Below are 14,005 nucleotides of genomic sequence, written 5' to 3' on the forward strand. Positions count from 1 at the left end.
TATCAGGTGCCAACCCCAGAACCGCTGTCCCGAGGACCGAGCCATTATGAGCAGCATTTCACCCGAACAGACCCGTACCATGGCCAATGCCATCCGCGCCCTGTCGATGGATGCGGTCCAGAAGGCCAATTCGGGCCATCCCGGCCTGCCCATGGGCTGCGCCGACGTGGCGACCGTCCTGTTCACCCAGTTCCTCAAATTCGACGCCGCCGATCCGAAATGGCCGGACCGTGACCGTTTCATCCTCTCCGCCGGCCACGGCTCCATGCTGCTCTATTCGCTGCTTTATCTCCTCGGCTACGAGGACATGACCATCGACCAGATCGAGCATTTCCGGCAATGGGGATCAAAGACGGCGGGCCATCCCGAATATGGCCATGCCTCAGGGATCGAAACCACGACAGGCCCCCTCGGACAGGGGATCGCGAATTCGGTGGGCTTCGCCATTGCCGAACGGCACCTCAACGCCAAGTTCGGCGACGATCTCGTCAACCACAAGACTTATGTGCTGGCCGGTGACGGCTGCCTGATGGAGGGCATCTCGCAGGAAGCGATCACCCTGGCGGGCCATCTCAAGCTCAAAAACCTGATCGTCTTGTGGGACGACAACAACATCTCGATCGACGGCAAGCTCTCGATGTCCGATTCGACGGACCAGCTTGCCCGCTTCGCTTCCGCCAACTGGAACACCATGATGGTAGATGGTCTGAACGCCGCCGAGATCGCGGCGGCTTTGGCCAAGGCGCAGACATCGGACAAGCCTACCCTCATCGCCTGCAAGACCATCATCGGCTTCGGCGCCATCAACAAGCAGGGCACATCGGCCGTGCATGGTTCGCCGCTGGGACCGGATGAAATCGCTGTGGCGCGCAAGGCGCTGGGCTGGGAATATCCACCCTTCGTCGTGCCGAACAGCGTGATGGACCCCTGGCGGGCCGCAGGCTCACGCGGCGGAGCAGACCGCGCTGCATGGGAAAAGCGCCTCGCCGCATCCGGCCACAAGGACGAGTTCACAAGGCTTTATAACGACGAACTGCCCGCCAACTTCGATCAGGTTATAGCCAGCTACAAGCAGGAACTGGCGAAGAACCCGCCGTGGATCGCCACGCGCAATTCCTCGCAGAATGCGCTGGACGTCATCAACCCTATCGTTCCCGAAACCATCGGCGGGTCCGCCGACCTCACCGGCTCCAACAACACCAAATCCAAAGATCTGAAGCCGCTCAACGCCGCTGACTACGGTGGGCGCTATATCTATTACGGCATCCGCGAACATGGCATGGCGGCGGCCATGAACGGCATGGCGCTGCATGGCGGCGTGATCCCCTATGGCGGCACCTTCCTGTGCTTCACGGACTACTGCCGTCCCTCGATCCGCCTTTCCGCTCTCATGCACCAGCGCGTGATCTATGTGATGACGCATGACTCGATCGGTCTTGGCGAAGACGGCCCGACGCACCAGCCCGTGGAGCATCTGGCGGCGCTGCGGGTGATCCCCAATCTCATCACCTACCGCCCATGCGATGCTGTGGAAGCGGCGGAGTGCTGGCAGCTTGCACTGAAAGACACTACGCACCCGAGCATTCTGGTTCTCACCCGCCAGAAACTGAAACCCGCGCGGCTCATCTATATTGCAGAAAATCTCTGTGGGCTGGGCGCCTATGACATCGCGCCGTCCAACAAGAAGTCCGAAGTGGTGATTTTCGCCACAGGTTCGGAAGTGGAAATCGCCATCGCGGCGAAAGAGCAGCTCGACGCCAAGGGCAAGCCCACGCGCGTCGTCTCCGTGCCGTCGATGGAGCGTTTCCATGCGCAGGACAACGCCTATCAGGCCAAAATCCTTGGAACCGAAAAGACGCGCATCGCCATCGAGGCGGGCGTGCGCACCGGTTGGGATCAGTTCATCGGCGTGGACGGGACGTTCATCGGCATGACGGGCTTTGGCGCCTCGGCCCCGGCGGAAATCCTCTACAAGGAATTCGGCATCACCGCCCAAGCCGCAGTTGCCGCTGCACTGAAATAGGAGACGGCCATGGCCTCCTTCCGCACACTCGATGATGTGAACCTGAAGGGCAAACGCGTCGTCTGCCGCGTCGATCTCAATGTGCCGGTGGCCAATAGCGTGGTGACGGACACGACGCGCATCGACCGTGTGGCGCCGACCATGCGCGAAATCCTGAACAAGGGTGGAGCACTCATCGTCATCGCGCATTTCGATAGGCCCAAGGGCAAAGTCATTCCGGAAATGTCGCTGAAGCCAATCGCATCGGCACTGGAAAAGGCACTTGGCCATCCCGTACGCTTCGTCTTCACCGACTGGCAGTCACAGCCCAAGGTGGACGTGAAACCCGGCGAATGCGTGCTGATGGAAAACACCCGCTATCACGCTGGCGAGGAAAAGAACGATGCCGCATTTTCAAAGATGCTCGCGGGCTTGGGCGACATCTATGTGAATGATGCCTTCTCCGCCGCCCACCGCGCCCATTCGTCAACGGAAGGCGTTGCAAAACTCATTCCCGCCTATGCCGGCCGCGCCATGGAAGCAGAACTGAAAGCACTCGGCGCAGCGCTTGAAGCACCCAAGCGCCCGGTGATCGCCATCGTCGGCGGCGCGAAAGTGTCCACCAAGCTCGATCTCCTTGGCAATCTTGTGAAAAAGGTAGATGCGCTGGTCATCGGCGGGGCCATGGCGAATACATTTCTCTATGCGCAGGGCCATGGCGTTGGGAAATCGCTGGCCGAAACAGATATGGCGGACACGGCACGCAGCATTATGAAAACCGCCGAAGAGTCAGGCTGCGCCGTTATCCTGCCGGTTGATGCCATCGTGGCAAACGAATTCAAGGCCCATGCGCAAAGCCATGACTATGGCGTGGATGCCATACCGGCCAATGGCATGATCCTCGATCTCGGCCCTCTCTCGATTGACCGCATCCGCTCGGCCATCGATGATGCCCATACGCTGGTGTGGAACGGGCCGCTGGGCGCGTTCGAAATGGAGCCTTTCGATGCCGCGACCGTCGCGGCGGCCGCTCACGCCGCCGAGCGGACCAAGGCGAAAAAACTGATTTCCGTGGCGGGCGGCGGCGATACGGTGGCCGCCCTCAATCACGCCAAGGTGGCGCATGATTTTACTTACGTTTCAACCGCAGGCGGAGCCTTCCTCGAATGGCTGGAGGGCAAGACGCTGCCAGGTGTGAAGGCTCTGGAGGAGACAGAAAAATGAACATCGACAAACTGAATGGGATTGCCAACCGCATGGTCGCCCCCGGCAAGGGCATTCTCGCTGCGGATGAAAGCACAGGTTCGATCACCAAGCGTTTTGAATCGATCAAGCTGGATTCGACCGAGGACAACCGGCGCGACTATCGCGAGATGCTGTTCGGAGCGACCGATGCGATGAAGGCTTATATCTCCGGCGTCATCCTGTTTGACGAGACGATCCGCCAGAAGGCAAAGAACGGCACGCCGCTCGTCGACATGATCAAGGCCACAGGGGCCGTTCCCGGCATCAAGCTCGACAAGGGCCCGAAGCCTCTGCCCTTCTTCCCCGGCGAGACGGTGACCGAAGGCCTCGACGGGCTGGCTGACCGCGTGGCTGAATATGCGAAGCTCGGCGCTGAATTCGCCAAATGGCGCGCCGTGATCGACATCGTGAATGGCCGCACCTCCTACAATGCGATCAACGCCAATGCGCAGGCCTTGGCGCGCTATGCTGCCATCTGCCAGGTTGGCGGCATCGTGCCGATGGTCGAGCCGGAAGTGCTGATGGACGGCGACCATGACATCGACAAATGCGCCGAAGTCACCGAATGGGCGCTGAAAGAGCAGTTCCAGCAGCTTTACTATGCGGGCGTGAAGCTCGAGGGCATCATCCTCAAGCCCAACATGGTGATCTCCGGCAAGAAATGCCCGAAGCAGGCGAGCCGCGAGGAAGTGGCTGAGAAGACGTTGATGGTGCTGAAGCGCTGCGTGCCGGCCGCTGTTCCGGGCATCGCCTTCCTCTCTGGAGGACAATCGAGCGAGGATGCAACCGCCCATCTGAGCCTCATGAATGCCGCTGGCCCGCTGCCCTGGAAGCTCACTTATTCTTACGGCCGAGCTCTTCAGGCCGATGCGCTGAAGGCATGGGGCGGCAAGGCGGCGAATGTGGATGCGGGACGCAAGGCCTTCGCCCATCGCGCCCATATGAATGCTCTCGCCGCCAACGGCAAATGGGCGCAAGGCTTGGAGAAGGCCGCCTGATCCCGCGTCTGTTCCTCGTCGCTCCGGACCCGCTGCCGCCTCATTTCACAGACTGCCTCACGGCAGCCTGTGATGCAGGTGATGTGGCGAGCCTTCTTGTGCCTCAAGGCCTGAGCAATGAGCAGGTTGCTTTCGCGCAATCGCTGGGTGTCGCCGTCCTGTTTGGTGACGCTCGCAAAGCCATGTCTGCAGGCGCCGATGGCGCACAGGTTGCAGGCGAAGCGCGGGTGATTGCCGATGCACGGAAAATCACCGGCAAAACCGGCATTGTCGGGGCTTTTGCGGGTGAATCCCGCCATGCCGCCATGGAGGCTACGGAGGCAGGCGCTGATTATGTGGCGTTGTCCCAGGCGGCTGCACCGGTCGGCGGTGAACCCTTGGTAAAATGGTGGGTCGAATTCTTTGAAATTCCCTGCGTCGCCTGGAATCCCGTCGATGCCATTGCGCTGGACACATTGCTGCCGCAGAATCCGGACTTTATCCGCCCCGCCGATGGCATGTGGGAAAGCCCAGCATTGGCGAAACAGATCATCGCGGCCCTAACCGAGCGCCTGAACAAGCCATGAAACGCACCCTTGCCCTTCTCGCCTTCCTGCTCACCGCCACCCCGGCCTTTGCTGATGGCTTCGCCGATGCACAGGCGGCTTACGACAAGCAGGATTACGACACTGCAAAGAAACTGGCCGAGCCTCTCGCCAATGCGGGCGATGCCAAGGCCATGACTATGATGGGCATGATTTTCCGCAAGGGCCTGGGCCAGCTCCCGGATTTTGATATCGCGATGGACTGGTTCACCAAAGGAGCGGCCGCCGGTGACACGGATTCGATCCTTCAACTCGGCGTGGCGCAGCTTGATGGATCGATGGGTGGCGTCAACTATCCGGCGGGCGAAAAGCTCGTGCGCGAAGCGGCCGAAAAGGGAAATGCCGCCGCACAGTTCAATTTGGGTGTACTCAATTCAGGCGCCTTCAACAATCCGCCGAACTGGGACGAAGCGGTCAAGTGGTTCACCGCCTCGGCCAATCAAGGCAACCGGGATGGCATGTATTACCTGGGCTTGCTTTACATGCAGGGGAATGGCGTTGAGAAAAATCCGGTTACAGCCGCAAGCTGGATTGGCAAAGCCGCTGCTCAAGGCAATAGCGATGCCGCTCTCGATTACGGTGTGTTGGTTTTCCAGGGCGTTGGCGTGAAGAAGGATGAAAAAATTGGCACCCAATGGCTTCTGGTTGCCGCCCAAAAGGGAAATCCAGTCGCGCAAAACCGCATTGCGCGGATTTATGCGTTTGGCGGCGGAGGCATCACGCCTGATCCAGTATCAGCGATGATGTGGAACATGCTGGCCAAGCGCGGCGGCAGAAACGATGCTGAACTTGATAGTCAGCTCGCCTCCTTGACGCCCCAGCAACAGGCCGAAGCGAAACTCCGCGCCGACGCTTTCAAACCACAGTAACGGTGGCGGCGCGTTAAGGCAGAGGCGCCGCTTCCAGTGCAGCCGCGAAACGGCGCTGCTGTGCCGTCGAATGCCACCAGCGCGAAACGGGCTCCATCAGATACCAAATGGTCAGCACGAGGGCCCATGCGGCGTAAGTATCGATGGCATAGTGCCAGGCCAGCATGATCGAACCGATGAAGATGAAAAAGGCATGGCCGAACAGGGCCAAGCCCGCCGTGCGGTTCACCTTTGACACCGCCAGGGCAAACAGCAGGGCCGTGCCATTGTGCATCGACGGCATGGCCGAGATTCCATCGATGAGCGATTGGCCCTGGTAGCCTTTCCACAACTCATCCTGCACCGGCACAGCCCAGATTGACCATGTCCCGCTGATATTATGGAGATATGCCATCAAACCCGCATACGGGTCTGGAGAAAGGCCGAGCCGGCCATAAAAGGCAGGCCCCACGGAAGAAAAGTAGATGGCCATCACGCCGCCACCAATAATCCAGGCGATGAAGAAGGTCAGGAAAAAGCGAGTCCGGGTGATGCTGGTTGCATCCGAGAATGCGAAGTAAACCCAGACGATCCACATCACCGCAAACCAGAAATTATAGTTGAGATTCAGCAGGAAAGTGACGGGCGGATAGCCGAGGACGGGCTGCAGCCATTCCCAGGGTTGGCGGCCAAAATGGAGGGCGGAATCGAGATGGGACAGCGTTGTGTCCCACGAAAACGGATTGAGCAGCGGGATATTGGCTTTCAATTCCACGAACACGTACATGAACATGACCATGATGAAAACCATTGGCAAGCCGTGAGCCAGCCGCCCGGGATTTGTGAGATAGGCCTTCAGGTCATTCTTTAGCGCCTTGATAGGCTTTTCCGGTTTCAGCACCGTCGCGACATAGTGAAATCGCATGAAAAGGAGGCCAACAAACATGATAGGCACCGAGAAGGCGGTGAAGCCCAGGGCCATGACCAGGAAGTCGGACGGCTGGAAATCTGGCCGCAGATGCAGCAACACCACGAAGCCCGAATAATAGGCCGTGATCAGGGCGAGAAAGATGCCATGTGCCGAAATGCTTTTGCGCAGCAAAGGCATAAAGCGGCGAGCAGGCTTGGCGGCTTGGCCAACAGCAACAGACGCAGGCATATCCATGGTATCGGCGTTCCCCAACAAAACGGGGCAAACCATGGCATGATGGGCCTTCCGATTGGTTAAGCGGGATAGGAAACTCCGAACGGTTCACGCGGGGGGTCGCTGTTGAAGTTTTTCTTTACCATGCCATATCTGGCGCATGAGCACCGATCCGCAGTCATTCCATTACCGCTTCCTTGAAGGATCGTCCGGTGCAGCGCCGTTGCTGCTCCTCCACGGCACAGGCGGCAACGAAGATGATCTAATTCCGCTGGCGCAGGCGGTGGCGCCGGGGCGCACCGTCCTGTCGCCGCGTGGGCAAGTTCTTGAGAATGGCATGCCTCGCTTTTTCCGCCGGTTGGCCGAGGGCGTATTCGACGAACAAGACCTCATGTTTCGCACCCATGAACTGGCGGATTTCATCGGAGCGCAAAACGTCGAAAAGCCCGTGGCGCTTGGCTTTTCCAACGGGGCCAATATAGCTGCGGCGCTGTTGATGCTGCGGCCGGATGTTCTCTCCGGGGCCGTGCTGCTGCGCGCCATGACGCCCTTCAAAACGCCTCCGGAGTTCCGTCTTTCGGGAACGCCTGTTTTGTTGGTTTCGGGCGAACATGACCCGATCCTGCCGCTCGCAAATGCAAAGCTCCTCGCTGATCAGCTCTCACAAGGAGGTGCGCGCGTCGATCACGAAGGCCTGCCCGCCGGCCATAACTTGACGCAGGCCGATCTCGCCCTCGCGACCCGTTTCCTGAACCGCAAGGAATAGCGCCATGCAGCTCAAAGGTTTCCACCATCTGACCGCCATCACCGCCGACGCGCCGGTAAATTACAAATTCTACACACAGGCACTCGGCCTTCGCATGGTTAAGAAAACCGTAAATCAGGACGATACATCGGCCTATCATCTTTTCTATGCCGATGGCGTGGGGTCACCGGGAACCGACATTACCTTTTTCGACTGGCCAGTGGGGCGTGAACGGCGGGGGACCCATTCGATCTGCCGCACCGGTTTTCGCATCGCCGATGAAAAGGCCTTGGCCTTCTGGGAAAAGCGCTTTGCCGATCTTAAAGTGAAGCATGATGCGGCGGTGGAGCGTGATGGCCGGATCACCCTGGATTTCGAAGACCCGGAAGGTCAGCGCCTGAGCCTTGTGGTGGATGGGAGCGGTGAAGCCCACCCCTATGCGGAAAGCCCCGTCGATGCCGCGCACCAGATTCGCGGGCTCGGCCCCATCACCATCAGCGTGCCCGACATCAAGAACACCGACATCATCCTCACACGCCTCATGGGCATGGAGCCGGTGCGGCAGTTCGGAGATACCCATGTTTACAAGATGGCGGGTGACGGCACAGTGGCGGAACTGCATGTGAAGGTGGAACCGAAACTCCCCGCCGCCCAGCAGGGTGCGGGCGCAGTGCATCATGTGGCCTTCAACATTCTCTATGCCGATTATGATGCCTGGGCGGAGCGCCTGCAGGCCACGCGCGTGCCGAACTCAGGCCCCGTGGACCGCTTCTGGTTCAAGAGCCTCTATTTCCGCGAGCCCAACGGCATCCTGTTCGAAATCGCCACAGATGCGCCGGGCTTCGCCACTGACGAGAGCATGGAAAATCTCGGCAAAACCCTGTCCCTGCCACCATTTCTGGAAGGCCGCCGGGAGCAGATCGAAAAGGGCCTCAAACCTCTGACGGCCTGACCGATTTCAGCGCGCCGTAAAGCCTGCCATAGCGCTCCAGCATGTCAGTCTCATAGAAGCGCGTCTTCGTCAGATCAGGCTCGATCACGCTTTTCCGCCGTACCATGGCGCGGCAGCCGTCCTCGATGGAGGAGAACCTGCCCGCGCCATAAGCGGCGAGAATGGCACAGCCCAATGCGGGGGCGTCGGCCACTTCCGTGAGTTCGATCGGCGCGCCCAGCGTATCGGCGTGGATTTGCAGCCACAGCGGCGAATTGGTGGCGCCTCCCGCCAGCACGATGCGGCGGGCGGAAAAGGCATCGCCGAAATTATCGACGATAAGCCGTGTGCCGAGGCAGATACCTTCGATGATGGCGCGGAACACATGCGCCGGCGTGTGCTTGAGGGTGAGCCCGGTAATGGCGCCGCGCGACAGTGCATCTGTATAGGGTGTGCGGTTGCCCTGGAAATGATCCAGCACCAGAAGCCCCTCCGCCCCTGGCGGCAGCGCGGCGGCACCTTCATTCAAGGTCTCGAAACTGGTGTGCTCGGCAAAATGGCGCTTGAACCACGCGATGACGGAGCCCGTCGAGGTCTGGCCCCCTTCGATAATGGGCTTTCCGGGATAGACGCCATCCATATAGGTGCCCCAGACGCCGGGCTTGTGCACCGTGCCATTGGCGATGCCGATGTGGAGATGCGAGGAACCGGTGATGAGCGCCATCTCGCCGGGCTCGGTCACGCCAAGACCAATCACGCCGATGAAGGCATCGGAGCCACCCTGAACGACCAGCAGCCCCTCGGGCAGGCCCAGATGGGCGGCGGCCGATTTGGTGAGCGGACCGATGGGCGTGCCGGGCGCCAGCATCTTCTGCGGCCATTTGGCTTCAAGGTCCGAAAGATCGAGCGCCTTCAGCAGCGAGCGCGGCACGCCGCCATGCAGCGTCTGGTAATGCCAGCGGATGCACACATTGCCGAGCGAGCCCACCCATTCGCCGGTGAGGCGCAGGTTGATATAGTCCTGATATTCGCCGATCTTCGCGGCCCTGGCGAAAATCTCCGGCTGGTGGCGCTTGATCCACAAGGCCTTGGGGATCATCCATTCCGCAGAGACAGGGCCAGCGCCCGCGCCATTGACGCGGAGAGCCGGGTCCTTCGTCACCGCCACGTCATTGGCTTCGCGCGAGGAGCGCACATCCATCCAGATCATGCAGGGACGAAGCGGCGTGCCGTCGGCCTGGAGCGCCACCACCGAGCAGCAGGTGGTGTCGACGCTCATGCCGATGATGGCCTTGGGATCGATGGCGGCCTTGGCCACCGCGCCTCTGACCGATGCGCCCATGGCCTGCCACCAGTCTTCCGGGTTCTGCTCTGCCCAGGAGGGCTGCGGAAACTCGGTCTTGTAGGGCGTGGCATGGGACGCGACGATGCGGCCATCGAGATCGAACACGAAGGCGCGGAGGCTCTCGGTGCCGCCATCGACGCCAACTACATAGCTCATGACGCCACGCGCTCCGGGAAGGCGGCGGCGATCGCTTCGCTGTTGGCGGCGATGACGCCCCGCTCGGTGATGAGGCCAGTGACCAGCCGGGCCGGGGTGACGTCAAAGCCGTAATTGGCGGCGGGGGAGCACGGCGCCACGATTTCCACCGTTTCGATGCGGCCATCTTCGGTGCGGCCCGTCATGTGCGTGAGCTCACGGGCATTGCGCTGCTCGATGGGAATTTCCGCAACCCCATCCTTGAGCGTGAAATCGATGGTGGGCGACGGCAGCGCCACGTAGAAGGGCACGCCATTGTCGTGCGCGGCCAGCGCTTTCAGATAGGTGCCGATCTTGTTGCACACGTCACCCCTGGCCGTGGTGCGGTCGGTGCCGACGATGCACAGATCCACCATGCCGTGCTGCATGAGATGGCCGCCGACATTGTCGGCGATCACCGTATGCGGCACGCCATGCTTGCCCAGTTCCCAGGCGGTGAGTGAGGCCCCCTGATTGCGCGGCCGCGTTTCATCCACCCACACATGGACGGGGATGCCCTTGTCGAAGGCCTTGTAGATGGGGGCCGTGGCGGTGCCCCAATCCACCGTGGCGAGCCAGCCGGCATTGCAATGGGTGAGGATGTTGACGGGCTGGCCCGGTTTCGCTTCGGCAATGGACTCGATGAGCGCCAGGCCGGACTCGCCGATCGCTTGGTTGATCGCCACGTCTTCTTCGGCGATTTCAGAGGCTTCCTGATAGGCGATGGCCATGCGCGTCATTTCGGGCAGCGGCAGGAGCCTTGCCATCATGCGATCCAGCGCCCAGCGGAGATTGATGGCGGTGGGGCGCGTGGCGGCGAGCAGCTCGTAAGCGCGCTTGAGGCTGGTATCGTCAACGGCGTGATGGGCGGCCAGCGCCATGCCATAGGCGGCGGTGGCGCCGATCAGCGGCGCGCCGCGCACCAGCATCTCGCGGATGGCATGCGCCGCTTCCGCCGCTGTCTTGAGCGTAACGGTCTCCAGCACATGCGGAAAACGCGTCTGGTCGATGATGACCACCGACCATCCATCCTCCGCAAGCCAGATCGTACGCAGATGCTTTCCATCGACGTTCATTGAGCGCTCTCCTCGTGAGGCGGCATTGTGGACGGGAACCGCCGCTTCGATCAAGGGTGAAGGGCTATGCCGAAACCTGCGCCCAGCGCGCGCCGTCCTCGTCATAGACGTGCAGTTCGCCCATGGCGATGTCGAACCATGCGCCGTGGATGGAAAGCTCGCCGCGGTTTTCCTTCATGCGGATCCACGGGAAGGTTCGGAGATTGGCGAGTGAATGTTCAACCGAGGCGCGCTCGATCTCGCGCTCATGCATGTGATCGTCATGGCCCGGCTGGTGCGGCACCACGCGCGCCACGTCATTGATGGCGCGCATCCAGCTGCCGATGAAATCCGTATGCGTGAGCGGGCCTTGCGGATTGATGATGGCGCGGATGCCACCGCAGCGGCCATGGCCCATCACGACGATATGCTTCACGCCCAATGACAGCACCGCGAACTCCAGCGCCGCACTCGTCGAATGGTGGCCGCCATCGGGCGTATAGGGCGGCACGAGGTTGGCGACATTGCGGACGGAGAAGATTTCGCCTGGCCCCGCGTCGAAGATCGTCTCGGGTGCGGCGCGCGAGTCGCAGCAGGCGATCATCATCACGGAGGGCTTCTGCTGCCCCTCGCCCAGCGCCTGATAACGGTTGGCCTCGGCGGCATAACGTCCGGCGCGGAAATTGGCATAGCCGTCGAGCAGGCGCTTCGGAAAGGGCATGGCAGCAAGGCTCCGGAATGTCAGCGTCAGCCCGTCTCTTTGCGGGATGGGGGCCTGCCGTCAAGCCTTTCCGGGGTCAATAATCGCCGATGCGGCATGCCGAATTTTTAAGGAGGTGTTTCACGTGGAACATATTCCTAAGACGGCAAGGGGCGTTGTATTTTCGATGCTTTTTGATGCCGCGGGCGTGAAAATAGATGCTGCCGCGTTGCATTTGGGTTGCCAAAACGTAGCTGTTAGGGAGGTGCCTGGATTGACTCTGTCAATTTCCTCTTCGTCCTCGCCCCGCGCGAGTAGGGAGGGAGAAACTTTAGAAACCTCTCTGACTTGTCACACCGGCGAACGCCGGTGCCCAGACTTGGCAAGCGGTATACCGGTTGAAAGTCTGGGTCCCGGCGTTACGCCGGGATGACAGGGAAGGAATATTTCCGCCATCGCGTAGCGCGCCGTTTCTATCCGTCATTCTGGCGCACGCCAGAATCCCGCTTCAGACGCCAGCAAGGGGGACCCTGATTGATATCAGGGTGACGTAAGAGGGATGGCTTTGTCTCGGTGGGCTGCCGGCAGAATGATCTCACACCCCGCCGCCCCACCCCGGCCCTCCCCGCAACGCGAGGAGGGAGAAATGTCTTTACCGCCCCTTTCGCACCTCGCCCACCTGCCGGGTGATCTGGCCGATGTGGCGGCCGTCGGTGCCGCAGCAGCCGCCCCACACATTGACATGCGGAAACCTTTGGGCGAGTTCCGCCATCTGGCCGCCGAGTTCCTGCGGGTCGCCGTCTTCGAGATGCCCGAGCTTGCACAGGTCCAGCGTTTCCATGGCGACGGCATTGGGCATGAAACCGCCGAGCCGGCTGTTCCATGGCCCGGGCGTCAGGCCCGGCGTGAATTCGGTGGGATGGGTGCAATTGATCATGAAATAGGCCGGCGCAGTGCCGGTGGCCGCGTCGACGCGGCTGATCGCCTCGTCCAGCGTTTCGCCGCCCTTGAGCTTTCCGCCTGGGGCCACGAAGAAGGAAATCACCACCGGCATATCGAGAGCCTTGGCGGCGCGCGCGAGGCCGATCGCCTCCTCGACGCTCGAGAAGGTCATGGCCGTGACATGATCGGCCCCCGCCTTGCGGAAGGTGAGGATCTGTTCGGAATGATAATCCTCCGACTCCGCCGCATCGGGCGTGCGCCCGACATTATAGGCATCGCCGCGCGGGCCGATGACGCCGCCCACCAGCATCGGCGTTTGGGGGCTCTGATATTCGCGCGCGAAATCCCTGTATAAGTCGATGCCGCGCATGTTGATCTCCGCCAGCCCTTCGCGCGAGAAGCCGGTGAGGTCGCCCCAGTCGCGGCTGGCGCGGTAATGCAGGCCCTCGTTGATGACGCCGAACCCGTTGGCCACCGCGGCCTCGACCACCTTGCGGTGATAGTCCCTGAGACGGGTGACGCCGCGCGGATCGTTCAGCAGTTCAAACCCGCAGAAATGCCGCAGCTTGAAGCCATCGACATATTGCATCCAGGTTTCAAAGCCACCGGCGGTGGTCATCAGATGACCGGCCTGCTGTGGAAGCGCGGCACGTCCCATGTCTTCCTCCACGATGTGAGAAATTCAGTAAAACACAGGCGGCAGGCGCTGGCACGGGCTTTTGGACGAGCCAAAGGAAGGCGGGGGCGCGTTCATTCGTCTTCCTCTGCGAAGCGGGAGAGGACGATGAAGGCGAGAAGCCGCTCTCCCGTCTGCGCGGGAAGGACGAAAGAAGGAACCGGCTTCTATTTTTTGGATGCAGCCTACCGCACGATGATGCCGGATATTTTGAAGAAGGGGGCTTGCTCATCGGAATCCGAAAGGACGGAAAAATCCACTTGCCTGATCGTCCCCGAAAAGGAGACGCCGCCTTTTTTCGACTTCATGAATTTAGTGTCCCGCAGCACGCCGGAGGCCTTGCCCAGATCAAAGCGTGGCTGATCTTCCGGGGAAATGAAAAACAGAAGTTCATTGCAGCTTGTGTCATCCAGCTCCTGGGAAAGGACGATCGAGCCTTTCGTGTTCATGAGAGTCGCAGGGGATTCGATGACCCTTGCTTTTTTTGTTTCAAAATTCCGCAGCTCCGCACCGTCGGGCTGAATGCCAGCAAGCGCCAGCACGGAGTTCCAGTCACTCAGATCGATACGATCAAGAAGCTGGCCGAGCCGGTTTTCAAAATCATCCATGAAGCGCT

The 14,005-nt window shown here is 60.8% G+C and carries 13 protein-coding genes; 7 read left to right on the forward strand and 6 right to left on the reverse strand.

Annotated elements, in window-relative coordinates; translation table 11 throughout:
* Positions 1-46: 46 nt before the first annotated feature.
* The 5 genes from tkt to QM694_RS09120 are packed head-to-tail and all read left to right on the forward strand — an operon-like array spanning position 47 to position 5,698.
* Complete coding sequence (tkt, locus tag QM694_RS09100) at positions 47-2,023, forward strand: transketolase (RefSeq protein WP_415006617.1); 1,977 nt, start codon at positions 47-49, stop codon at positions 2,021-2,023.
* 9 nt (positions 2,024-2,032) lie between these two features.
* Positions 2,033-3,226 carry a phosphoglycerate kinase gene (locus QM694_RS09105; RefSeq protein WP_415006618.1) on the forward strand — a complete coding sequence of 398 codons (1,194 nt, stop codon included), beginning with the start codon at positions 2,033-2,035 and terminating at the stop codon, positions 3,224-3,226.
* Positions 3,223-4,245, forward strand: a complete 1,023-nt coding sequence (locus QM694_RS09110) for a class I fructose-bisphosphate aldolase (protein WP_415006619.1) — start codon at positions 3,223-3,225, stop codon at positions 4,243-4,245. Before QM694_RS09105 ends, QM694_RS09110 begins: the two co-directional genes overlap by 4 nt.
* On the forward strand, positions 4,215-4,811 hold the full coding sequence (locus QM694_RS09115) for a thiamine phosphate synthase (RefSeq protein ID WP_415006620.1): 597 nt from the start codon (positions 4,215-4,217) through the stop codon (positions 4,809-4,811). The genes QM694_RS09110 and QM694_RS09115 overlap by 31 nt, the downstream gene beginning before the upstream one ends.
* The gene (locus QM694_RS09120) at positions 4,745-5,698 is read left to right on the forward strand and encodes a tetratricopeptide repeat protein (protein ID WP_415006621.1); all 954 of its coding nucleotides are present in this window, start codon (positions 4,745-4,747) and stop codon (positions 5,696-5,698) included. Before QM694_RS09115 ends, QM694_RS09120 begins: the two co-directional genes overlap by 67 nt.
* Before the next feature lie 13 nt (positions 5,699-5,711).
* Here the strand turns inward: QM694_RS09120 and QM694_RS09125 are convergent, their stop codons facing one another.
* On the reverse strand, positions 5,712-6,842 hold the full coding sequence (locus tag QM694_RS09125) for a phosphatase PAP2 family protein (RefSeq protein WP_415006622.1): 1,131 nt from the start codon (positions 6,840-6,842) through the stop codon (positions 5,712-5,714).
* Positions 6,843-6,981: 139 nt separating this feature from the next.
* On the opposite strand from QM694_RS09125, the gene QM694_RS09130 reads away from it, so the two are divergent.
* Both QM694_RS09130 and QM694_RS09135 read left to right on the forward strand, forming a co-directional pair.
* On the forward strand, positions 6,982-7,587 hold the full coding sequence (locus QM694_RS09130) for an alpha/beta hydrolase (RefSeq protein ID WP_415006623.1): 606 nt from the start codon (positions 6,982-6,984) through the stop codon (positions 7,585-7,587).
* 4 nt (positions 7,588-7,591) lie between these two features.
* Positions 7,592-8,518, forward strand: a complete 927-nt coding sequence (locus tag QM694_RS09135; RefSeq protein ID WP_415006624.1) for a ring-cleaving dioxygenase — start codon at positions 7,592-7,594, stop codon at positions 8,516-8,518.
* Here QM694_RS09135 and QM694_RS09140 read toward each other — a convergent pair.
* From QM694_RS09140 to QM694_RS09160, 5 genes are all read right to left on the reverse strand, one after another.
* Positions 8,499-9,998 (reverse strand): FGGY-family carbohydrate kinase, encoded by a 1,500-nt coding sequence (locus tag QM694_RS09140; RefSeq protein ID WP_415006625.1) that lies wholly within the window; start codon positions 9,996-9,998, stop codon positions 8,499-8,501. The genes QM694_RS09135 and QM694_RS09140 overlap by 20 nt on opposite strands.
* Positions 9,995-11,092: an S-methyl-5-thioribose-1-phosphate isomerase gene (mtnA, locus tag QM694_RS09145; RefSeq protein WP_415006626.1), complete on the reverse strand. Its 1,098-nt coding sequence runs from the start codon at positions 11,090-11,092 to the stop codon at positions 9,995-9,997. Before mtnA ends, QM694_RS09140 begins: the two co-directional genes overlap by 4 nt.
* Positions 11,093-11,156: 64 nt before the next feature.
* Positions 11,157-11,792 (reverse strand): carbonic anhydrase, encoded by a 636-nt coding sequence (locus QM694_RS09150; protein ID WP_415006627.1) that lies wholly within the window; start codon positions 11,790-11,792, stop codon positions 11,157-11,159.
* A gap of 631 nt (positions 11,793-12,423) precedes the next feature.
* A complete protein-coding gene (locus QM694_RS09155) occupies positions 12,424-13,371 on the reverse strand; it encodes a homocysteine S-methyltransferase family protein (RefSeq protein ID WP_415006628.1) in 948 nt (315 codons plus the stop codon).
* A 203-nt stretch (positions 13,372-13,574) separates the two neighbouring features.
* On the reverse strand, positions 13,575-13,997 hold the full coding sequence (locus QM694_RS09160; RefSeq protein ID WP_415006629.1) for a hypothetical protein: 423 nt from the start codon (positions 13,995-13,997) through the stop codon (positions 13,575-13,577).
* Positions 13,998-14,005: the final 8 nt, after the last annotated feature.

Origin of the sequence: Aestuariivirga sp. (assembly GCF_047602625.1) — a bacterium.
GTDB lineage: Bacteria > Pseudomonadota > Alphaproteobacteria > Rhizobiales > Aestuariivirgaceae > Aestuariivirga.

Coding starts and splice junctions, on each gene's coding strand:
- tkt (WP_415006617.1), top strand. CDS start 47: ATGAGCAGCATTTCACCCGAACAGACCCGTACCATGGCCAATGCCATC.
- QM694_RS09105 (WP_415006618.1), top strand. CDS start 2,033: ATGGCCTCCTTCCGCACACTCGATGATGTGAACCTGAAGGGCAAACGC.
- QM694_RS09110 (WP_415006619.1), top strand. CDS start 3,223: ATGAACATCGACAAACTGAATGGGATTGCCAACCGCATGGTCGCCCCC.
- QM694_RS09115 (WP_415006620.1), top strand. CDS start 4,215: ATGGGCGCAAGGCTTGGAGAAGGCCGCCTGATCCCGCGTCTGTTCCTC.
- QM694_RS09125 (WP_415006622.1), bottom strand. CDS start 6,842: ATGGATATGCCTGCGTCTGTTGCTGTTGGCCAAGCCGCCAAGCCTGCT.
- QM694_RS09130 (WP_415006623.1), top strand. CDS start 6,982: ATGAGCACCGATCCGCAGTCATTCCATTACCGCTTCCTTGAAGGATCG.
- QM694_RS09135 (WP_415006624.1), top strand. CDS start 7,592: ATGCAGCTCAAAGGTTTCCACCATCTGACCGCCATCACCGCCGACGCG.
- QM694_RS09140 (WP_415006625.1), bottom strand. CDS start 9,998: ATGAGCTATGTAGTTGGCGTCGATGGCGGCACCGAGAGCCTCCGCGCC.
- mtnA (WP_415006626.1), bottom strand. CDS start 11,092: ATGAACGTCGATGGAAAGCATCTGCGTACGATCTGGCTTGCGGAGGAT.
- QM694_RS09150 (WP_415006627.1), bottom strand. CDS start 11,792: ATGCCCTTTCCGAAGCGCCTGCTCGACGGCTATGCCAATTTCCGCGCC.
- QM694_RS09155 (WP_415006628.1), bottom strand. CDS start 13,371: ATGGGACGTGCCGCGCTTCCACAGCAGGCCGGTCATCTGATGACCACC.
- QM694_RS09160 (WP_415006629.1), bottom strand. CDS start 13,997: ATGGATGATTTTGAAAACCGGCTCGGCCAGCTTCTTGATCGTATCGAT.